This window comes from Bacillus cereus (genome assembly GCF_007678085.1).
Lineage (GTDB): Bacteria > Bacillota > Bacilli > Bacillales > Bacillaceae_G > Bacillus_A > Bacillus_A cereus_BE.
Map to the genome: position 1 here is coordinate 45950 of NZ_VEDW01000005.1, position 21501 is coordinate 67450.

The window sequence follows — 21501 nt, forward strand, 5'->3', positions numbered from 1 at the left end:
ATCCACTTTAAAGGTGGATATTTTTTTGAGGCTTACTTATAGAGTGGATAATGTGAATGGACTTTAACTAATACGTGATTGACGATTGTTTTTTTGTATGTTAGTATTTTTATTTGATTTTTTCTACCGTTTAATGGGAAAATTGTTAATTCATTTAGGGGTATATTTTTATATAAGTAAATCAATTTTATTTTAATTGTTGTAAGCTATAAAAAGTAAGGACGGTGTTTATGAAATGAATTTTACTCAAGATAGGTGGAGTTTTAAATGGCTTCATTTTTATTTGATTGTAGTAGTTGTTGCATCTCTTTTATTACGAATATATTTAGCATTTCATTTAGAAGGATATGAACGAGATCAACTATTTTTCGTGGATTGGATGGACACGGTAGGTAAATATGGATTAGGTGATGTGTATGCACATGGGGATTTAGTAAACTACCCTCCGTTTTTCTTAGCTCTTTTAGGTATTTATGGGGTGATATTGTCATTTTTTAATATATACGTAGATGCTGCTGGTGTTTTAATTCGAGTCCCATCAATTGCATTTGAAGTAGTAGCTATAATTATTTTTGCTATAGCTTCTAAAAGGATAAAAAATTCGATTGTGAGAGCAGCATTAGTGACATTTTTTGCATTTAGCCCAGCGGTTATAGTGGATGGGACTATTTGGGGTCAAGTAGACATGTTACATAGTATATTGATGGTTAGTTCTATTTTATTGCTAATGTCTAAGCCAGCTTGGTCTGGTGCTATTTACGCTATAGCGTTACTAGCTAAATTTCAATCAATCGTAATTGCGCCTGTATTTGCTATGTATTTCCTAAAAATTATTTTTGAAAAAAGAGAAGGTAAGCAATTAATTAAATTTATAATAGGGTTCTGTATCCCGTTATTAATATTCGGCCTTTATTTTGCAGCCTATGGAACATTTATTACTATGTTAACACAAGCATATTTAAATGCGGTGGGTACTTTCCCAACGGTAACTGTATTTGCTATGAATATTTGGTATTACGCGATTGGTACCGATCCTAATACGGTAGATACTATTCAAGTTTTACCACATATTACATTGAAAACAGTCGGATTAATACTCTTGTCTATTGCAGCGGCATTAACTTGTTTATATGTCTTTTTCCATCGCCATATGAATACAGCAGTACTATTAAAAGCAGCAACTTTTATAAGTTTTGCGTTCTTTATGTTACCTACGCAAATGCATGAGAGATATGCTTTCCCAGCATTAGTATTTGTTATCTTTTTATTGCTATATGAAATGAAGTGGACAGGAATAGCTTTAGGATTAACGTTAACAATCTTTTTAAATATAGTAATGGTTCTGTATGCGGGCTCTAATACGAATATGGGAATGTTTATCGTTACTATTAATGTTTTTATTTTCTATGCTATGTGTAAATTATTAGTAAAAGAGTATTGTGATCGCTTTGAATTGCTAATAAAGAAACAATAAAAATTATAATTTTAGAGAGAAGTACATTTTGCGAGTATGCAAAATGTACTTTTTTATTTTGAAAGAGTAAAATCCCAATAGAAAAATAAACAGGAGAGGATACTTAGAAAATATAATTTCTAAAATACTACAATCATTCGGATAGTTATTAGGACTCTTTTAAATCATCAATTAACTTCTCAGCTAAGCGTCTATACATATTACTCATCGACACAAATGATGTTAGTAATAAAAATTTCTCTAGGTTCGGATCTTCTAAGGAAGAAATCTCACTTACTTCTGAAACACGGTTATTTACGTCTTGTGTAAAGTTTTCGACGTTGTTTTCGGTAAGGGTAAGATAATCTTTGTATAGCGTATTTAATTCGAAGGAACCATCGCCTAATAAGGATTCATTTATATTTTCTAAGGAGCTTTTTATGTCATTAATGGAAAGGGCCCCTTTTAATTGATAAATTAGGCTAATTAAAATCATATGCTCTTTTGAATATTTTTTATTTTTGATTGGAATAAACAGTTTACCTTTTGCATAATTGTTAATCATTGTTTTTGTTAATACTTTTTCATCATCGGTTCTTGTTGTATCCGCATAAGTATTTTCAAATAGTTGGACAACCTGGTCTACATACAAGTCGACATTTGGAATATCCTCAAGCGTAATATTTTTTTCTAAATGTAATGTTTCAAGCAATTTATTTATATTTTCCACGTAGAACCCCTCACTTTTATAACTTAGTGGAGCATAAAGTTAAATTTATCTCTAAATATGGTATTACGAAACAAATGAATTGTAAATGTTGACCTCTAATAATAATGCGTATATAATTACATGTAGTTATCAAAACTACATGTAATTATATGAGGGGTGTTTATATGAATGCTTATATAAGGGAACCGGTTAATGCTTTTACCCACTTGGGAGGAGCTGTATTATCATTTATTGCATTATTAGCTATGCTTGTAAAAGTTTCTATTAAGATGCCATCTTTTGCGGCAATTACAGCTGTTATTTTGTTTGGCATCGGAATGATGGTTCTGTATACAGCATCAGCTGTATATCATAGTGTGGTAGCCAGTGAACGAGTTATTTATTTCTTTCGAAAGCTTGATCACTCTATGATTTTTATATTGATTGCAGGTACATATGCACCATTTTGTTTAATTACATTACATTCCGCAAACGGTTTATTATTATTTTGTTTAGTGTATGCAACGGCCATTTGTGGTATTGTTTTTAAAATGTTTTGGTTTAGTTGCCCGAGATGGTTATCAACAGCAATTTATATTACAATGGGCTGGTTAATTGTTCTGTTCTTTGCACCGTTAGCTGCTAACTTAAGTGCAGGAGGTATCGTGCTTCTAGTGCTTGGAGGCATTCTTTATACAATTGGTGGATTTATTTATGGAACAAAGCCAAAATGGTTAGAGTTTAAACATATGGGGCATCATGAAATTTTTCACGTGTTCGTGTTGTTGGGAAGCCTTGCCCACTTTTTAAGTGTATATTGCTATGTAATTTAACAATATGAAATTTCCGATTGATTTTTACTTTTCTTGGTTAATAGATAAAAATATAGGCGCATATGTATGTTGAAGAGTTGCATAACGTAAAGGTTATGTGGCTCTTTTTTATATAAATAATAATTCAAAATAAAATTTTAAGAATTATCAGTCTTTTTATGGTAGGATAGATGTGTATTAAGGTTATAAAATTTTATAATTAATAATAAGTGGGGGACTCTATATATGGCGATACTTATAACGGGTGGAGCAGGATATATTGGCAGTCATACGTGTATAGAATTATTAAATAATAATTATAAAATTATAGTCGTAGATAATCTTTCAAATAGTTCAATCGAATCTTTAAACCGAGTAAAAGAAATAACAGGAAAACAATTTGAATTTTATAAAGAAAGTGTTTTAAATCGTGAAAAAATGAATGAGATTTTTTTGGGAAATAACATTGAAGCGGTTATACATTTTGCTGGATTTAAAGCCGTAGGAGAATCAACTGCAATTCCTCTTACATATTATTATAATAATATAATAAGTACAATCATACTATGTGATGTGATGCAGAAACATAATGTTAAAAAATTTATTTTTAGTTCATCTGCAACTGTATATGGAATTCCAAAAACATCACCAATTACAGAAGAATTTCCGCTAAGTGTGACAAATCCGTATGGGCAAACAAAATTAATGATTGAGCAAATTATGCGTGATGTAGCAAAAGCTGATGATGAATGGAGTATTGCATTACTTCGTTATTTCAATCCATTTGGAGCACATAAAAGTGGCCGTATTGGAGAAGATCCAAATGGGATTCCGAATAATTTAATGCCATATGTAACGCAGGTGGCGGTAGGTAAGTTAAAGGAACTAAATATATTCGGAAACGATTATCCAACAAAAGACGGGACAGGTGTCCGTGATTATATTCACGTTGTTGACCTTGCAAAAGGACATGTAAAGGCACTTGAGAAAGTACTTGAGACGAAAGGAATTGAGGCATATAATCTTGGCACAGGTAAAGGTTATAGCGTGTTGGAGATGGTAAAGGCTTTTGAGAAGGTTTCAGGTAAAAAAATACCTTATAAAGTGATAGGGCGTCGTCCTGGTGATGTAGCAATGTGTTTTGCTGATGTATCTAAAGCAAAACGAGAATTAGGATGGGAAGCGGAATATGGGTTAGAAGAGATGTGTGTAGATTCTTGGAGATGGCAGGTAAATAATAAAAATGGCTACCAAATGATTTAAGGTAGTTAGTAAAGCATTCTCTTATTATTTTGTAGGATATTTTATGTATATAATAAATTGTATTCTTTATTATGTTGCTTGAGGTCAGTAATATATTCAATGTAGGAAAGAGAATGTAATAAAATATTACTGACCGTAGCATTTGAATAACAACCGGTTCAATTGAAAAGTATTCCAATACTTGTATCATTGTTAAAGTACGTTTATAATCAAATAATCTTATTAGCTTTTTGATTGAATTACGTATTATTGAAAGCGTTTTTATTATGTGGTACATTTCGATTGACATCATTACTGTATGACATGTATGAAAAGCTTTTTTTATTGTTTTTTAAGGTAGGAAGTCTGACTTATTTTCAAAAAACTTTGTATGTAGTTGTAAGTAAGAAGGAGAATAAGGAATAATATAATTTTTATAAGACGGGGAGGGTACAGTGTGAAAATGTAAGGTTTTCACATGATGATATATGGGTTACGTAGGATTATTACTTTCGGGTGCAGCTTTATTTTTAAATAGTCTTGTTATATTAGGAAAAGCAGAGATGAAAAGTGCGGGTGTTTTTAATTTATTTGTGGGTGCACTACAAATTATTATTCCGTTCTATTTGATTATGATTTCTGACCAAAGTAATTGGACAGTGTATTCATATGCAGCTACTTTCTTATTTGGATTAACCTATTTATATGTAGGTGTTACCTTTATAAAAGGAATGGATAGTAGCGGTCTAGGCTGGTTTTGTATGTGGGTAGCAGTTATTGCTTTATTCTATATGGTTGTTTCATTTGTTCAATTCCACGATGTTGTTAATGCGTTAACGTGGTTTATGTGGGCATTACTTTGGTATTTATTCTTTGTATTGAATACACAAAAGAAGAATATCAATCAATATCTTGGAAGAATTGCCTTCGTACAATCATGGGTAACGTTGACGTTGCCTTCACTCTTTTATTTTATGGGAGTATGGGGAGAGGGATTCGTATATGATCTATGGGTTTATGTATCCGTAATTTCTATTTTATACTTCAGTTATTGTATTTATAAATATCGAGTACGTTAATATACTTTCTGTAGAAAAGCATGGAATCGTTAAACGAATTCCATGCTTTTTATATATTAGCATTTATAATAGAGAGGTAGTATTTTACAATTTATCAAAATGGGGATGATAAAGTTGGAAAAAGTATTAGTACTAGGGGGAACAAGATTTTTTGGTAAACATTTAGTAGAAGCACTTTTGCAAGAGGGACACGATGTAACGATTGCGACGAGAGGGATTACAGAAGATCCTTTTGGAAGTGCAGTAAAAAGGCTGATTGTCGATAGAGAAGATGAAAAACAACTAGCAGAGCGTCTAGAAGATAAAAGTTATGATATCGTATACGATAATTTATGCTATAGCTCGAATGCAGCGAAGGTAATATGTGAATTGTTACGAGGAAAAACGAAGAAATACGTTTTGACATCTTCAATGGCTGTTTACGAGCCAGCAATAGGCTTGTTAGAAGAGAACTTTAATCCATACGAATATGCCATTACGTATGGTGGTAGGAAGGATTTTGCTTATAGTGAAGGAAAGAGATTAGCCGAAGCGGTTTTATTTCAACAAGCAACATTCCCAGTTGTTGCAGTGCGTTTTCCGGTTGTTATTGGAGAAAACGATTATACGGAAAGGTTACAATTTTACGTTGAACATATTGTGAAGCAAGAGCCTGTCGCGGTGAATCATTTAGATGGAGAGTTGTCATTTATACATGAAGAAGAAGCAGGCCAATTTTTAGCTTGGTGCGGGGTGGAAAGTATAGAAGGGCCAATCAATGCTTGTAGTAATGGAGTAGTTTCTACTAGAGAAATCATTCATTTCATAGAAGAAAATACGGGAATAAAAGCACTCGTTCAAGAAGTAGGAGATAATGTAGCACCTTACAATGAAGTGATTAATTGTACATTACACAATGGAAAGGCTGGTGAATTAGGATTCCCGTTTCGAGAGTTGAAAATAGACATAGAGCAAGTATTACGTTATTACATACATACAATGAAATAATCATAAATCCCCCGGTGGCAATCCGGGGGATTCTGGAGGATTTCGACAATACTAATTTTACATTACCAAATTTACCTTATACGCACGACTAATGTTTTTGTGATTGAATTGCTTGTAAATACTTTTCGTTTACCCGGTCCCAATTCACTGTATGCCACCAATTGGTAACAAATTCTGGACGCCGATTTTGATACTTTAAATAATAGGCGTGTTCCCATACATCGATAACGAGTAATGGAATTTTACCTTCTTGCAAAGGTGTATCTTGATTGGGTGTACTCATAACGGAAAGTTCCTCACCGTCCATAACAAGCCATCCATAGCCACTTCCAAAACGACTAATAGCTGCTTTGGAAAGTTGATCTTTTAAGTTGTCAAAGGTATTGAAATAATAATCAATTACTTTTGCAACGTCTCCATTAGGCTCACCGCCACCTCGCGGGCTCATTACTTCCCAAAAAAGACTATGACAATAGTGACCACCACCGTTATTTCTTACAGTTGTAACAATTTCCTTTGGTAAAACGTCTAAATTACATAGTAACTCTTCTAAAGATTTATTATGTAATTCCGTATAGTTTTCTAAAACGGCATTCAAGTTATTTACGTATGTCGCATGATGTTTTCCGTGATGAATGGAAAGCGTGTTGCTGTCGATATATGGCTCTAGTTCATCGTAGTCATATGAAAGCTTTGGCAATTGAAATGAAGACATAACATTACCTCCTTTCTTTTTTAAAAGTTGGTCTAGGTAAAAACAATTTACCTGAGTCAAAAATACACCTATTTTTTATGTAAGTCAATAGTAATGTCTTTAATTTTCTGAAAAATATTACAATAAAAGTAACACTTCGACTTTCATTTGTGACTCGTATTCTTTTTGCTTATACTGTAAAGTAGAACGTTTTGTTGAAATAGAAGGAGATCGTTTATGAGTAAAACGAAACAATTAATAGAGGAAGCGAGTCAGTTTATTACGATTTGCTATAGAGAGCTTGATAAAGAGCAATTCATAGAAGAGCGTGTGAAAGAAATTCAAGTTGAGATAGAGAAGACGGGGACGTATGAGCATACATTTGAAGAACTTGTTCATGGATCGCGCATGGCATGGCGTAATAGTAATCGATGTATCGGAAGACTATTTTGGAGTAAGATGCATATATTAGATGCACGTGAAGTAAATGATGAGGAAGGTGTATACAATGCATTAATTCATCATATTAAATATGCAACGAACGATGGAAAAGTGAAACCAACAATTACAATTTTTAAGCAATATCAAGGTGAAGAAAATAATATACGAATTTATAATCACCAATTGATTCGATATGCAGGCTATAAAACAGAAATGGGAGTGATTGGTGACTCTCATTCCGCTGCATTTACGGATTTTTGTCAGGAACTTGGGTGGCAAGGAGAAGGTACCAATTTCGATGTATTGCCACTTGTTTTTTCTGTCGATGGAAAAAAAACTGTATATAAAGAAATCCCTAAAAAAGAAGTGAAAGAGGTACCGATTGAACATCCAGAGTACCCAATCTCATCTTTAGGAGCAAAATGGTATGGGGTTCCAATGATTTCAGATATGCGCTTAGAAATTGGCGGTATTTCCTATACAGCCGCTCCGTTCAATGGATGGTATATGGGGACAGAGATTGGGGCGCGTAACTTAGCGGATCATGATCGTTATAATTTACTGCCAGCTGTTGCGGAGATGATGGAGTTAGATACATCGAGAAACGGTACGTTATGGAAAGACAAGGCACTAATTGAGTTGAATATTGCTGTATTACATTCCTTTAAAAAACAAGGAGTTAGTATTGTGGATCACCATACAGCTGCACAACAATTTCAACAATTTGAGAAGCAAGAAGCCGCATGTGGTCGTGTTGTAACGGGCAATTGGGTGTGGCTCATTCCACCGTTGTCGCCAGCTACCACTCATATTTATCATAAACCGTATCCGAATGAAATTTTGAAGCCGAATTTCTTTCATAAATGATATTTAGTATAGTTTTTTTATGGCAAATATAATTTTTTTTAATTACTGTTACGTAGCAAATGGAAGCCTTTACTCTCGGTTATTTTTGGAAGGAGCTTTTTGAACGAAGGAGTTCCTTATGTTATAATCAAATTTCTGTTTCGAAGACCTTATAGAAATATAAGGTCTTTTGTTTTGCTTTTTTATGTAATAGGAATAGAAATTTTCTTTTAAATAAAGGATTTAGCATATTTTTAGGGACAACATAAGTGTGTAGAAAATTTATGAATTATTATGCTTATATAATCATTGTGTTTTGGGTTTAAACAAGAAAACATAATAAAGTTGTTTTTTTAGATTGCTGAGGAAGGAGGAAGTGTAAATGAGAATGAAGAGTCGAAAAACGGATTGGCCTGTATTTCTTATTAGTGGTGGCTCACTTTTATTATTTGTAATTGCAGTTATTTTAAATAAAAGTTACGTAGAGGGAGTCATTAATAGCAGTTTTGCAGCTTCAATTAAATATTTTGGTGCCTTTTGGCAGGTTTTATTAATTGGTACATTTGTTGTTGCAATGTGTATGGCGTTTTCGAAATATGGGAGAGTTAAACTTGGGGGGCTAGAAAAACCTGAGATTAGTACGACAAAATGGCTCGCTATTATTATGTCTACATTACTTGCCGGAGGTGGCGTTTTTTGGGCAGCGGCAGAGCCAATGTACCATTTGATGACGGTGCCACCAATACATGAAGGTATATCTGCTGGGACGCAAGAAGCAGTCATGCCTGCTTTAGCACAAAGCTATATGCACTGGGGTTTCCTTGCTTGGACGATTTTAGGTACAATTAGTGCGGTAGTTATGATGTACGGACACTATCATAAAGGTATGCCGTTAAAACCTCGAACGCTTTTATATCCTATTTTTGGGGAGAAATTGCGAAAGAGTTGGCTTGGAACAATAATCGACGTATTTGCCATTATTGCAGTAGCTGCAGGGACGATTGGTCCAATCGGATTTTTAGGACTACAAGCAAGTTATGGATTACAAGCATTGTTTGACATTCCTGATGTGTTTACTACTCAATTAGCCATTATTGTTTGTGTAGTAGCTGTTTCTACTATATCTGCGGTAACGGGAATTGATAAAGGGATTCAAATTATAAGTAATTTAAATGTTAGACTGGCAGTTTTATTAATGGCATTCGTATTACTGTTTGGACCAGGTGGATTTATTATTGATTCATTTGTTTCTTCATTTGGATTTTATATAAATGAATTTATTCCAATGAGCACATATCGTGGTGATACAACTTGGTTAGGATCATGGACAATCTTTTTCTGGGGATGGTTTATTGGATACGGACCGATGATGGCAATTTTAGTGAGCCGTATTTCAAGAGGAAGAACAATCCGAGAAATCATCGTTGCAATTGGAATTATTGCACCTATTATTACAACGTTTTGGTTTACTATACTAGGGGGATCAGGTGTGTTTTATGAGTTAATGAATCCTGGTTCTATCTCGACCGCATTAAGTGAATCTGGTATGCCAGCGGCTATGATTGCAATTACAGAGCAACTGCCACTATCTAATATTATTGGACCGGCATTTCTTTTATTAACAATTTTATTTGTAGTCACAACAGGAGATTCAATGGCGTATTCGATTTCAATGGCAGTGACTGGAGATGGAGATCCTAGAATTAGTTTGCGAGTGTTTTGGTCGCTTATTATGGGCGCAGTTGCAGCGATTCTTTTATACATGGGTGAGGGAAGTATTAACGCCTTACAATCATTCATCGTAGTAACAGCTGTCCCAGTATCTATTCTGCTATTCCCAATGCTATGGCTAGCGCCTAAAGTTGCAGGAGAATTAGCGTTAAAACAAGGTATTGTAAAAGAAGAAGAGAAAACTTCCTTCTTGTTCCAAAAAGCTAGTAAATCAAAATAAAGAATTGTATTTATATAAAAAGAGGAAGCATTTCATTTGAGATGCTTCCTCTTTACTATTTATTTAACTACTTTTCTCGAAGGGGATAATACTCTGTACAGTTTCAATCTATTCTAATACTTTATCTTTCGTTTCTGGGACACATAATAGCATTGTAATTAAACCGATTGGATAGATAATGAAGATGAGAGATAATGCTCCCATTAAGTTACCACCTGCAGCAAGTAAGCCGATAATAACAGGTCCAAATCCAGCTAACCCACGTCCTGTACCGAAAATAAAGTTCTCTGCTGTCGATCGAGCTTCAGCAGGATAGTTTTCAGCTAAAACTGCTCCGAATCCTCCCATCATGCCATTTGCAAAGAATCCAAGCAATGCACTTCCCCATAATAATGATGTGGAGTCTGTGAATAAGAAGAAGTAAATGAGACAGTATATAGTACCACCGACATAATAGATTGTAAAAGTTTTACGGCGACCAATTTTATCGGCTAGAATGCCAAACGTTGCAATTCCAATTAGCATGCCGATCGTAGAGATGAACATCCAACCGCTCGCTTTTGCTAATGTGTAGTTATATTTATTCGCTAAAATAGTTGGCATCCACGTGAAAATTCCATAATATCCGAAGTTCTGGATAAATGACATAATAATAAGACCAATGGTTGTTATCGTTACTTTTTTATTGGCGAATAATTTTCGAAGTGGGAACTTTTTCATTTGCTTTAGTTGTTCTGCCTCAGTAGTTGTTAAATTACCTTCAGCTTCTTTTTGTAACAACTCTTTTTTGTATCGTTGTTTTTGTTCCCATATTTTCGGTTCACTTAAACTTTTGCGTACATAGACAGCTAGTAGAGCGGGAATGAGTCCAAATAAGAAAACAGCTCTCCATCCAAAATGCGGGACGATAAATGCTGGAAGGAGTGAAGCGACTAGTACGCCAAATTGCCATCCCAGTGCAACAACGGATGTCGCCTTAGCGCGCATTTCTTTAGACCATGTTTCAGTTACGATGGCCATCCCAATCCCGAATTCACCACCAACTCCCATTCCAACTAAAAAGCGAAGAATTAATAATTGCCAATAATCTGTTGCGAAATAAATAAGTGCTGTTGCTAGTGAGAATAGTAAGATTGTGAAGGCCATCGTACGGATACGCCCAAATAAATCAGCAATAAATCCAAATAAATAAGACCCAATTAGCATTCCTATTGTGGTAGCTAATGTTAAGTTTCCACCTTCAACAGAGCTTAAATGAAATTCTTTTAAAATGTAGACGAGTACGAAAGATAAGAGCAACATATCTAAACCTTCTGCTGCATATCCTAGCGCAGAGCCAAACAATGTTTTATATCTTTTCTCTTTCGTCTCCTCTGTTGTTGATTGTACATCAGTAGTGACGTTCATCATTACTCCTCCTCATTTTCTTCTACAGTCGCTATGGAAGAATAACAAAAGGCCTTCTCACCTGATATGATGAGAAGGCCAAAAAGTCATACGTATTCCTAAAAAAGGACATACGTATAGTATATTCCGACTTCCTTCTCAACCTCACGGGGTTGGGTTAAAGGACTGTATTATATTACTTTATTTTTAGCACTCTTCTATTACATTGTCAAATAAAGAGAGCGTTATTATGTGTGAAATATTTCAAAAGATATTTCATTCTCCTTGACGCACACTTCATTATTTTCCCATAATAAAAATAACTCATATAAAAAGGAATGAATCACAGATGCTAAATTTAGTACTTATGATGATTGAACGTGTCGGACTTATTGTTATTTTAGGATTTTTACTTTCTCATATTAAAACGTTCAGGCGCCTTCTTCATAGACAAGATGGGTATGTAGATAAGCTTAAGCTTATTTGTATTTTTTCAGTGTTTACAATTGTAAGCAATTACACAGGAATTGAAATTGCCGGGAATACAATTATGAAAGAAAATTGGCTACAAGGTGTTTCGTCATCTAGTACAATTGCGAATACACGTATTATGGGTGTTGGAATTAGTGGATTGCTTGGTGGTCCTATCGTCGGCATTGGAGTGGGATCGATTGCGGGTATTCACCGTTATATGCTTGGCGGGACGACAGCACTAAGTTGTGCAATTTCATCAATTTTAGCAGGTGTTATAACGGGGTATATTGGATACATTTTTAAAAAATATAATCGTGCAATTACGCCTAAATTTTCAGCGATTTTAAGTGTGTTTATCGTTTCTTTAGAGATGATTATGATCCTATTAATCGTAGAGGATGGGATTAGTATCGTGAAAACAATTGCGATACCAATGATACTTGTAAATAGTTTCGGGAGTTTTATTTTACTTTCTATGATACAAGCTATTTTGCGCCAGGAAGAAAATGCGAAAGCCTTGCAAACGCATAAAGTATTACGAATTGCTGATAAAACATTACCATATTTTCGCCGCGGACTAACAGAAGATTCTTGTAAACATGTGGCACAAATTATTCACCGCTTTACGGGAACAGATGCGGTATCCTTAACAGATACAGAGAAAATATTAGCTCACGTTGGATTAGCATCAGATCACCATATTCCTTCACATAGTTTAATAACAGGTTTATCGAAAGAAGTGTTGAACACAGGAAAAATAATGAAAGCGAAATCGCGTGAGGTTATTAATTGTCAACATGAAGGCTGCCCTTTGCAGGCAGCGATCGTTATTCCACTAACTTCACATGGAAATACAATTGGAACATTAAAATTATATTTTAAAAATTCTAGCCAGTTAAGTCGTGTGGAAGAGGAATTAGCAGAAGGATTAGCAAAAATATTCTCTACACAACTTGAGTTAGGTGAAGCAGAGTTACAAAGTAAGTTATTGCAAGATGCCGAAATAAAAGCATTACAAGCACAAATCAATCCGCATTTTTTATTTAATGCAATTAATACTGTATCGGCTTTATGCCGAACAGATGTAGAAAAAGCGAGAAAATTATTATTGCAGCTTAGCGTGTATTTTCGTTGTAATTTGCAAGGGGCACGCCAATTGCTTATCCCATTAGAACAAGAGTTAAATCATGTACATGCATATTTATCGTTAGAACAAGCGAGGTTTCCGAATAAGTATGAAGTGAAGATGTACGTTGAGGAAGAGTTAAAGACGACCTTAGTTCCACCATTTGTACTGCAGCTATTAGTTGAAAATGCATTGCGCCATGCTTTTCCGAAAAAGCAGCCAGTGTGCGAAGTTGAGGTACATGTGTTTGAAAAGGAGGGGATGGTGCATTTTGAAGTCCAAGATAATGGACAAGGTATTGAGGATGAACGTCTTGGACAATTAGGGAAAATGGTAGTTCCATCAAAGAAAGGGACTGGAACAGCTTTATATAATATTAATGAACGACTTATCGGGTTATTCGGGAAAGAGACAATGCTTCAAATTGAAAGTAAATTAGAGCAAGGGACAAAGTTCCTCTTTGTAATTCCGAAAAAAGTAGGGGAGGAAAAACGGAGTGTTAAAAGTATTGGTAGTTGATGATGAAATGTTAGCGCGTGATGAATTGAAATATTTATTAGAGCAAACGAAAGAAGTAGAGATAATTGGTGAGGCGGATTGTGTAGAGGATGCATTAGAGGAATTAATGAAAAATAAACCAGATATTGTTTTCCTAGACATTCAGTTATCTGATGATAACGGATTTGAAATTGCAAATATATTAAAGAAGATGAAAAATCCCCCTGCAATTGTGTTTGCTACTGCCTATGATCAATATGCGCTGCAAGCATTTGAAGTAGATGCGTTAGACTATATTTTAAAGCCGTTCGATGAAGAACGTATCGTACAGACATTAAAGAAATATAAGAAGCAAAAACAAATAAAATTAGAAACGAAACAAGAAGTAAAGAGTGTAGATGTAACGACCGAGATGCATAAATTAGCATTACCAATTGAAGAATCGATTGTGCTTGTGAATATTGAAGACATTATATATGTAGGACTTGTAGATGGAAAAGTGACAGTAAAAACGACGAGAGAGACATATGTAACACACGATACACTTGTCATTTTGGAAAAGAAGTTGCCGCAAGCAAGTTTTATGCGTGTCCATCGTAGTTTTATTGCAAATATTAATCATATTACAGAAATACAACCATGGTTCAATTCTACATATAATTTAATTATGAAAGAAGGATCGAAAGTACCTGTTAGCCGTACATATGCAAAAGAACTCAAAAAGCTACTTCGCATTTAAGAAGTAGCTTTTTGTATTTCATCTGCCTATTTCTGTAATTAATTTTGTATATTTGACGTTCTGTTGTGTAAACGCTTACAGATTTGTTTGTATCTTATACAATTGAGGTACCAAATCGAAAGAGGTGGCCAAAATGAGTACGAAAAAAGTATATAGTTTCTTATCACAAGCATTCATATTTTCAGCTATTATGTTAGTTTCTAATATTATTGCAACACATTTACCAATTCCGATGCCTTCATCGGTGATCGGATTAGTCATTCTATTTAGCTTATTATGTTTAAAAGTTATTAAATTGGAACAAGTTGAATCACTCGGAACAGCTTTAACAGGTATTATCGGATTCCTTTTCGTCCCATCAGGTATTTCGGTTATTAATTCTCTTGGTGTAATGGGACAATATTTTGTACAAATTTTAACTGTAATTGTTGTTGCAACAATTATTTTACTCGCTGTAACAGGATTATTTGCACAATTTATTTTAGGAAAAGATGACAAAGAAATAGAAGATACGAAAGAATTGAAAGTAGTAAATAAAGGACGCAAGCACGGAAAAGTTGCGTAACTAATTTAGTATATATTGTTAGGAGGGAATGAACATGGCAAGCACAATGACTCCATATTTCGGAATCGTCGTTTCATTAATAGCATACGGGATCGGAACACTATTATTTAAGCATTCAAAAGGATTCTTCTTATTCACACCATTATTCGTAGCGATGGTATTAGGGATTGTCTTTCTAAAAGTAGGTAACTTTACTTTTGAAGAATATAATACTGGCGGAAAAATGATTAGTTTCTTCTTAGAACCAGCAACAATCGCGTTTGCAATTCCATTATATAAACAAGTGGATAAGTTGAAAAAATATTGGTGGCAAATTTTATCGGCTATCGTAGTCGGATCCATTTGCTCAGTAATTGTCGTGTTCATTGTTGCAAAAGCAATTGGTTTAGATACAGCGGTAATGAATTCAATGTTACCACAAGCAGCAACAACAGCAATTGCGTTACCAATCTCTGAAAGTATTGGTGGTATACCAGCAATTACATCGTTTGCAGTTATTTTTAACGCAGTTATCGTATACGCATTAGGAGCCTTATTCTTAAAGACATTTAGAGTAAAACATCCAATTGCAAAAGGTTTAGCACTTGGAACAGCAGGTCACGCATTAGGAGTGGCAGTAGGAATTGAAATGGGTGAAGTAGAGGCAGCTATGGCAAGTATTGCTGTAACAGTAGTTGGGGTTGTAACTGTAGTTGTCATACCGATGTTTATGCCATTCATTGGGTAGTAAAACTTACTTAAAAAATGAGAAAAGCAAGCTATTTGTAGGACAGATTTCTACTGATAGCTTGCTTTTTATGTTACAGTAGTGGTAAGACCTATTTTAATAAAATGTAAGTTTCCTTAAATCTTCATTAATACTGTGTAGAATACGTTTTGAATTAGGTCATTGTATTGTAAAATAAGAAGTAAGCTACTATAGGATCTGCTAAGGGATACTATAATAAGCTTATAAAAATCTTCATATGAATAAATAATTAAAGGTAGAGAAGAGAGAAAAAATCTACTTATTAACGTTTTACTTTATAGGACAGGAGAGAGTACTCGTCGATTATGCAAATAAAAAACCTGTTTCAAAGCAAAGGATTTCAGAGGTTACTCGTATTAGTAATACTTGCTCTCGTGTTATACGGGCTACAAAGTATGTTGAATTTAATTTTAATTACGTTTATTCTCACGTATTTAATGGATCGATTCCAAAAGTTTATTTCCCGCAAATTAGATCATTTCATGCCCATTAATCGAAAGCTCATTATAGCATTTCTATATGTAATGTTAATTGGTGGAATTGCTATTACGCTATTTAAATATTTACCAGTATTAACGATACAAATTTCACAATTGATTTATCAATTTAATGTATTTTTAAGAAACCCACCAGATAGTGAATTAATTAAGTATGCAGTTAACGCTGTCAACCATATGGAACTTTCGAAATATGTAGGACAAGGCGTTGACATTTTGTATAAATCGATTACGAATGTTGGGAAATTTGGCCTTCAAGTGTTACTTTCTTTAATTTTAAGTTTATTTTTCTTATTGGAAAAAGCTCGTATCGTTGCGTTTACTGCAAAATTTAAAGAAAGCCGACTTGCAATTTTCTATACTGAAATTGAGTACTTCGGTAAGAAATTTGCACGTTCATTCGGAAAAGTAATCGAAGCACAATTTTTAATTGCAGTTGTTAACTGTGTTCTATCCGTTATTGCACTATGGATATTAGGATTCCCACAATTATTAGGTTTAGCGTTAATGATCTTCTTACTCGGTTTAATTCCAGTAGCTGGGGTTATCATTTCGTTATTCCCGCTTTGTATGATTGCTTACAATATCGGCGGTATTATGTATGTTGTTTATATTTTAGTTATCGTAACAGTGATTCATGCGCTTGAAAGTTACGTGCTAAATCCGAAGTTTATGTCGCAAAAAACAAACTTACCAATTTTCTATACGTTTATGGTATTAATCTTCTCAGAACACTTCTTAGGTGTATGGGGATTAATCATCGGTATTCCAATCTTCATTTTCTTATTAGATGTCTTAGATGTGACAAGTGATGAAATGGAGAAGGATGTTGGAACAAAATAAAGTGAAGTAAAGAAAAAGCATCGATGTTCGGTGCTTTTTCTTTTATAACATGATGTTTCTTATGCCATACTGTAAGAAGAACATAGAATAGGGGTGAAAGAATGGCTGTAAATGAAAAGGTAGAACTAGCTACATTTGCTGGAGGATGCTTCTGGTGTATGGTTTCGCCATTTGAAGAGATGGAAGGGATTATAAAGGTTGTTTCTGGCTATACAGGTGGTCATAAAGAGGATCCAACGTATAAAGAAGTATGTTCAGAAACGACGGGACATTATGAGGCAGTACAAATTACATTTGATGCAAATAAAATGCCGTATGAGGAGTTATTAAATATATACTGGAGACAAATTGATCCAACTGATATAGGTGGGCAATTCCACGACCGCGGACAGTCTTACGAAACAGTGATTTTTTATCATAATGAAGAACAACATAAAAAGGCAGAGACTTCAAAAGAAGAGCTTGCAATGAGCGGACGCTTTTCAAAGCCGATTGCTACAAAAATATTACCAGCTATGCCGTTTTATCTGGCTGAGGAATATCACCAAGGATATCATAAGAAAAATACATTCCGCTACGAGTTATACCGTAAAGGATCAGGGCGAGATGCGTTTATTAAACAACATTGGCCAAAAGATAATGATCATTTAAAAGAAAAACTAAATGAGATGCAATTTTATGTAACGCAGGAAAATGGAACGGAACCACCATTTCGAAATGAGTATTGGAATCATAAAGAAGAAGGTCTTTATGTAGATATCGTTTCAGGAGAACCGTTATTTACTTCTTTAGATAAATTTGATAGCGGGTGTGGATGGCCTAGTTTTACGAAGCCAGTTATGTCAGCTAGTGTGAAGGAAAAAATGGATGTGAGTCATAATATGACGCGTACAGAAGTGAGAAGTAAGGAAGGAGATTCACATCTTGGGCATGTATTTCCAGACGGTCCAGGACCAAATGGACTGCGTTACTGTATTAATTCTGCAGCCCTTCGATTTATTCCAAAAGAGGAATTAGAGAAAGAAGGATATGGTGATTTTTTAGTCTTGTTTGGAAATAAAAAATAACCTCGCTAACTGCGAGGTTATTTTTTGTTATTTTGCTTTTTTCTTTTTAAATTTGCTTAATACTTCATAAACGATTGGTACAATAAGAAGTGTTAATAAAGTTGAACTTGTTAATCCACCAATTACTGTTACACCAAGTCCTTTAGAAATTAAACCACTACCTTCAAATCCTAATGCAAGCGGGATAAGAGCCCCGATCGTTGCAATTGCAGTCATTAAAATCGGACGAAGGCGTGTTGCACCAGCTTCTAATAAAGCTTCACGTGTTGATAGACCTTCATTCTCTTTGTGAATAACGCGGTCGATAAGTACGATTGCATTCGTTACAACGATACCGATTAACATAAGCGCACCAATCATTGCAGAGACACTTAATGTTTCACCAGAGATTAATAAGGAAACAAGAGCTCCGATAATTGTAAATGGTAGCGAGAATAAAATTGCGAATGGTGCAAGGGCACCACCAAATGTAACGACAAGAACGAAGTATACAATGGCAATCGCAGCTAACATCGCTAAGCCAAGTTGCTTAAATGATTCTTCAATATCTTTTGTAACGCCGCCCATGGAAACATCTACGCCAGAAGGAAGATCCATTTTATCTACTTCTTTTTGAACAGCGGCAGATGCCTTTGAAACGTCATCAGATGTTAATTTTGCACTTACTTCCGCATAAACACGGCCATCGCGGTGTTTCACTGTATTTGAAGTTTCCCCTTCTTTTACAGTCATCACATCTTTCACAGCCACTTCATTACCAAGTGGTGTTGTAAGTTTTCGATTTGTTAAGTCATCGATTGTTTCATAATTTTGTTTTTCAGCTTCTACATATACATTGACGTCTTTACCGTCTTTTTTAATTGTTGTCAGAACAGGGCGATCATGTTGATTAGAAAGTCCCATTCCAATTTGAGCCGCTGTTAGACCCATTTTACTTAGCTTTTCCTGATCTGCGACTAAAGTGTACTCTGCGTATGTTTTTGCAATACTAGAGTCTATATCTTTTAAGTCTTTGTTTTTCTTCATTATGTTTTGAATATCTTTTACGACAGGCGTAATGTCTTCCGAGCTATCTCCGTAAACGTATAGTTTAATTTCGTTACTACCGCCACTTGCTCCGAAATCTTGGTTTTTCCATTCGCCTTTTCCAGACATCTTCTGTAAATCTTTAACGACTTGCTCTTTTTCTTTTTCGAAGTTTTTCGTGTCGTTATCATATTGCACGAAGAACATCGCTTGATTTGATTGACCAGGACTCATTGGGTTTTCGCCACCTAATGAGAACTGAATTGTTTTGACGTTTTTATTATCTTGGAAGTGCTTCTCAGCTTTCGTTGCAATTTTTTCAACGTCTTCTAACGTTTGCCCCGGTTCAGGATTGTACGTTGTAATGATCATTTTTTCTTCTTCAGCTGGTAAGAAACTTACACCGATAATTGGCACTAGTGCAAGACTACCAACTAATAGAAGGACAGCAATACTTGATGTAATAATTTTGTGATTTAAAGCCCATGCAAGTATGCGTTTATAAATGTTTGCTAATTTACTTGGTTTTTCTTCATGATGTACTTCTTTTTCCCTCATGCTCTCTTTCTTAAATAAAGAGTGAGCTAACATCGGCACGATTGTAACTGCTACTAGTAATGATGCTAATAAAGCGAAGACAATAGTTAAGGCAAATGGTAAGAACATTTCACCAATCATACCTTTTACTAGTCCAAGCGGTAAGAACACAGCAATTGTTACGATAGTAGAAGACATAATTGGGATAAACATTTCCTTCGTAGCTTCACGAATTAAATCTTTTCCGCGCAGTTTCTCTTCTGATAACGACATTCGTCGGTAAATATTTTCAATAACAACGATGGAGTCATCAACAACGCGTCCAATAGCGACTGTCATTGCTCCAAGTGTCATAATGTTAAGCGTAATATCCATTTGTTTTATGACTAATACAGCAATTAATAAAGAAAGTGGTATGGAAACGACAGAGATTAATGTTGTTCGGATATTTCGTAAGAACAGCATAATAATAACAATCGCAAAGATAGCACCAAAAATGGCTTTGCTCAGCATTGTTTCTACTGATTTCTCAATCGGTGCACCTTGGTCAAATGTTGAAATAATCTCTAAGTCTTTATATTTTTTCTCAAGGTCTTTTACTTTATCTTTCACTGCATTTACAACATCAACTGTATTCGCGTCAGCAGCCTTTACAATTTGAATTCCAATTGCTTCTTTTCCATTTGTTCGAGAAATAGATTCTGCTTTTCCGACTTCCTTAATTTCAGCAATTTCGTCTAATGTAACTGTCGGAATCCCGTTCATAGCGGCTGGATTCATTTGTGGTGTTTGTGCACCGGCACCGGCGTTTTGACTACCTTGGCCGCTTGGTGATGAAGGAACAGCTGGAATTTTTAATTCTTTCAATGCTTTCATTGTTGTAATATTTCCATCTACAACAACTGATTTTTCCGTGTCTTTAAATGTATATAAGCCAAGTGGGAAAGATACGTCCGATCCTTTAATTACATTTTTTACAGTATCTTCACTTAAACCTAATTCTTTCATCTTATCTTTCTTGAAGACAAGTTGCACTTCATCTACTTGTTGACCTGAAATTTGAACAGATGCGACCCCATCAAGTCCTTTTAATCCTGGAACAACATTTTTTTCTACACTTTCAGTTAAGGTAGCTAAAGATTCATTTTTACTTGCTACGCTTAATGAAATAACAGGAAAGGCATTAAAGTTTACACGTGAAACTTTCGGATCCTTTACACCTTCTGGCAGTTTCACATTTGCGAGAGCTTCTTTAATTTCTGTTTCAGCCTTTTCCATATTTTTATCAAAATCATATTCTACCTGAATAGAAGATGCGTTTTGAAAAGATGATGAACTAACAACATTTACACCACTTAAATTTTGCAGTTGTTCTTCCATCGGTTTTGAAACTTTGTCAGCTACTTCTTCTGGTGTAGCACCAGGATAAACCGTAGTTACTGTTACAATCGGTGTTGTAATATCAGGAATTGTTTCCAGCTTCATGTTCAGCCCAGAATAAATACCTGCAATGGTAACAATAATGGTTAGTAGCCAAACTGCGAACTTATTTTTTAACGAGAAATTAATGATTTTGTTCATGTTTGCGCTCCCTTTGTATTGTATTGACCAACTGGTCAGTCTAATACATAATATAACTGACTAATTGGTCAGCCGTCAATGAAAAGGGATGGTATAATAAAGTGAAACTTTAATCAGTGGGGATTTTTTCATTCCCACTGATTATTAGTTGAACCAATCGGGCTTTTACGGGCAATTGAGCCCCCACATAACTTCTTTGT

The 21501-nt window shown here is 34.7% G+C and carries 17 protein-coding genes; 13 read left to right on the forward strand and 4 right to left on the reverse strand.

Translation table 11 applies throughout. The features are described 5' to 3' along the window. The first annotated feature begins 235 nt into the window (after positions 1-235). Positions 236-1474, forward strand: coding sequence for a hypothetical protein (locus FS742_RS20660; protein ID WP_144614761.1), 1239 nt, complete (start codon positions 236-238; stop codon positions 1472-1474). A 148-nt stretch (positions 1475-1622) separates the two neighbouring features. Here the strand turns inward: FS742_RS20660 and FS742_RS20665 are convergent, their stop codons facing one another. Next, positions 1623-2183, reverse strand: coding sequence for a DUF1836 domain-containing protein (locus FS742_RS20665; protein WP_144614763.1), 561 nt, complete (start codon positions 2181-2183; stop codon positions 1623-1625). Positions 2184-2347: 164 nt separating this feature from the next. Between FS742_RS20665 and trhA the strand changes: the two genes are divergently transcribed. The 4 genes from trhA (at position 2348) to FS742_RS20685 (ending at position 6282) form a co-directional block, all read left to right on the forward strand. Next, positions 2348-2995 carry a PAQR family membrane homeostasis protein TrhA gene (gene trhA / locus FS742_RS20670; protein ID WP_088022545.1) on the forward strand — a complete coding sequence of 216 codons (648 nt, stop codon included), beginning with the start codon at positions 2348-2350 and terminating at the stop codon, positions 2993-2995. Positions 2996-3220: 225 nt separating this feature from the next. Then, on the forward strand, positions 3221-4237 hold the full coding sequence (gene galE, locus FS742_RS20675) for a UDP-glucose 4-epimerase GalE (RefSeq protein ID WP_144614765.1): 1017 nt from the start codon (positions 3221-3223) through the stop codon (positions 4235-4237). A gap of 467 nt (positions 4238-4704) precedes the next feature. Continuing rightward, positions 4705-5295 (forward strand): AmiS/UreI family transporter, encoded by a 591-nt coding sequence (locus FS742_RS20680; protein ID WP_144614767.1) that lies wholly within the window; start codon positions 4705-4707, stop codon positions 5293-5295. A 99-nt stretch (positions 5296-5394) separates the two neighbouring features. Next, positions 5395-6282 carry an NAD-dependent epimerase/dehydratase family protein gene (locus FS742_RS20685; RefSeq protein ID WP_144614768.1) on the forward strand — a complete coding sequence of 296 codons (888 nt, stop codon included), beginning with the start codon at positions 5395-5397 and terminating at the stop codon, positions 6280-6282. 88 nt (positions 6283-6370) lie between these two features. On the opposite strand, the gene sodA is transcribed toward FS742_RS20685, so the two are convergent. Next, positions 6371-6997, reverse strand: coding sequence for a superoxide dismutase [Mn] (sodA, locus tag FS742_RS20690; RefSeq protein ID WP_144614770.1), 627 nt, complete (start codon positions 6995-6997; stop codon positions 6371-6373). Positions 6998-7213: 216 nt separating this feature from the next. On the opposite strand from sodA, the gene FS742_RS20695 reads away from it, so the two are divergent. Then, positions 7214-8284 (forward strand): nitric oxide synthase oxygenase, encoded by a 1071-nt coding sequence (locus FS742_RS20695; protein WP_144614772.1) that lies wholly within the window; start codon positions 7214-7216, stop codon positions 8282-8284. 361 nt (positions 8285-8645) lie between these two features. Then, complete coding sequence (locus FS742_RS20700; protein ID WP_144614774.1) at positions 8646-10214, forward strand: BCCT family transporter; 1569 nt, start codon at positions 8646-8648, stop codon at positions 10212-10214. Between the two features lie 108 nt (positions 10215-10322). Here FS742_RS20700 and FS742_RS20705 read toward each other — a convergent pair whose 3' ends face one another. Then, positions 10323-11621, reverse strand: coding sequence for an MFS transporter (locus tag FS742_RS20705; RefSeq protein WP_144614775.1), 1299 nt, complete (start codon positions 11619-11621; stop codon positions 10323-10325). Positions 11622-11949: 328 nt separating this feature from the next. On the opposite strand from FS742_RS20705, the gene lytS reads away from it, so the two are divergent. From lytS to msrB, 6 genes are all read left to right on the forward strand, one after another. Beyond that, the gene (gene lytS / locus FS742_RS20710) at positions 11950-13719 is read left to right on the forward strand and encodes a two-component system sensor histidine kinase LytS (protein WP_144614777.1); all 1770 of its coding nucleotides are present in this window, start codon (positions 11950-11952) and stop codon (positions 13717-13719) included. Further along, positions 13697-14437 (forward strand): LytR/AlgR family response regulator transcription factor, encoded by a 741-nt coding sequence (locus FS742_RS20715; protein WP_000921825.1) that lies wholly within the window; start codon positions 13697-13699, stop codon positions 14435-14437. The genes lytS and FS742_RS20715 overlap by 23 nt, the downstream gene beginning before the upstream one ends. Before the next feature lie 133 nt (positions 14438-14570). Then, complete coding sequence (gene lrgA / locus FS742_RS20720; RefSeq protein WP_000104908.1) at positions 14571-15002, forward strand: antiholin-like murein hydrolase modulator LrgA; 432 nt, start codon at positions 14571-14573, stop codon at positions 15000-15002. Between the two features lie 34 nt (positions 15003-15036). Continuing rightward, positions 15037-15729: an antiholin-like protein LrgB gene (gene lrgB, locus FS742_RS20725; RefSeq protein ID WP_000168869.1), complete on the forward strand. Its 693-nt coding sequence runs from the start codon at positions 15037-15039 to the stop codon at positions 15727-15729. A 326-nt stretch (positions 15730-16055) separates the two neighbouring features. Next, positions 16056-17090: an AI-2E family transporter gene (locus FS742_RS20730; RefSeq protein ID WP_001166017.1), complete on the forward strand. Its 1035-nt coding sequence runs from the start codon at positions 16056-16058 to the stop codon at positions 17088-17090. Positions 17091-17191: 101 nt separating this feature from the next. Continuing rightward, positions 17192-18157 (forward strand): peptide-methionine (R)-S-oxide reductase MsrB, encoded by a 966-nt coding sequence (gene msrB / locus FS742_RS20735; RefSeq protein WP_144614779.1) that lies wholly within the window; start codon positions 17192-17194, stop codon positions 18155-18157. Positions 18158-18184: 27 nt separating this feature from the next. Here msrB and FS742_RS20740 read toward each other — a convergent pair whose 3' ends face one another. Then, entirely contained in the window at positions 18185-21301 is a 3117-nt protein-coding gene (locus FS742_RS20740) for an efflux RND transporter permease subunit (protein ID WP_144614781.1), read from the reverse strand. Between the last annotated feature and the right edge of the window lie 200 nt (positions 21302-21501).

Coding starts and splice junctions, on each gene's coding strand:
- lrgB (WP_000168869.1), top strand. CDS start 15,037: ATGGCAAGCACAATGACTCCATATTTCGGAATCGTCGTTTCATTAATA.
- lrgA (WP_000104908.1), top strand. CDS start 14,571: ATGAGTACGAAAAAAGTATATAGTTTCTTATCACAAGCATTCATATTT.
- FS742_RS20705 (WP_144614775.1), bottom strand. CDS start 11,621: ATGAACGTCACTACTGATGTACAATCAACAACAGAGGAGACGAAAGAG.
- FS742_RS20700 (WP_144614774.1), top strand. CDS start 8,646: ATGAGAATGAAGAGTCGAAAAACGGATTGGCCTGTATTTCTTATTAGT.
- msrB (WP_144614779.1), top strand. CDS start 17,192: ATGGCTGTAAATGAAAAGGTAGAACTAGCTACATTTGCTGGAGGATGC.
- FS742_RS20730 (WP_001166017.1), top strand. CDS start 16,056: ATGCAAATAAAAAACCTGTTTCAAAGCAAAGGATTTCAGAGGTTACTC.
- FS742_RS20740 (WP_144614781.1), bottom strand. CDS start 21,301: ATGAACAAAATCATTAATTTCTCGTTAAAAAATAAGTTCGCAGTTTGG.
- lytS (WP_144614777.1), top strand. CDS start 11,950: ATGCTAAATTTAGTACTTATGATGATTGAACGTGTCGGACTTATTGTT.
- trhA (WP_088022545.1), top strand. CDS start 2,348: ATGAATGCTTATATAAGGGAACCGGTTAATGCTTTTACCCACTTGGGA.
- galE (WP_144614765.1), top strand. CDS start 3,221: ATGGCGATACTTATAACGGGTGGAGCAGGATATATTGGCAGTCATACG.
- FS742_RS20695 (WP_144614772.1), top strand. CDS start 7,214: ATGAGTAAAACGAAACAATTAATAGAGGAAGCGAGTCAGTTTATTACG.
- FS742_RS20680 (WP_144614767.1), top strand. CDS start 4,705: ATGGGTTACGTAGGATTATTACTTTCGGGTGCAGCTTTATTTTTAAAT.
- sodA (WP_144614770.1), bottom strand. CDS start 6,997: ATGTCTTCATTTCAATTGCCAAAGCTTTCATATGACTACGATGAACTA.
- FS742_RS20685 (WP_144614768.1), top strand. CDS start 5,395: ATGGGGATGATAAAGTTGGAAAAAGTATTAGTACTAGGGGGAACAAGA.
- FS742_RS20660 (WP_144614761.1), top strand. CDS start 236: ATGAATTTTACTCAAGATAGGTGGAGTTTTAAATGGCTTCATTTTTAT.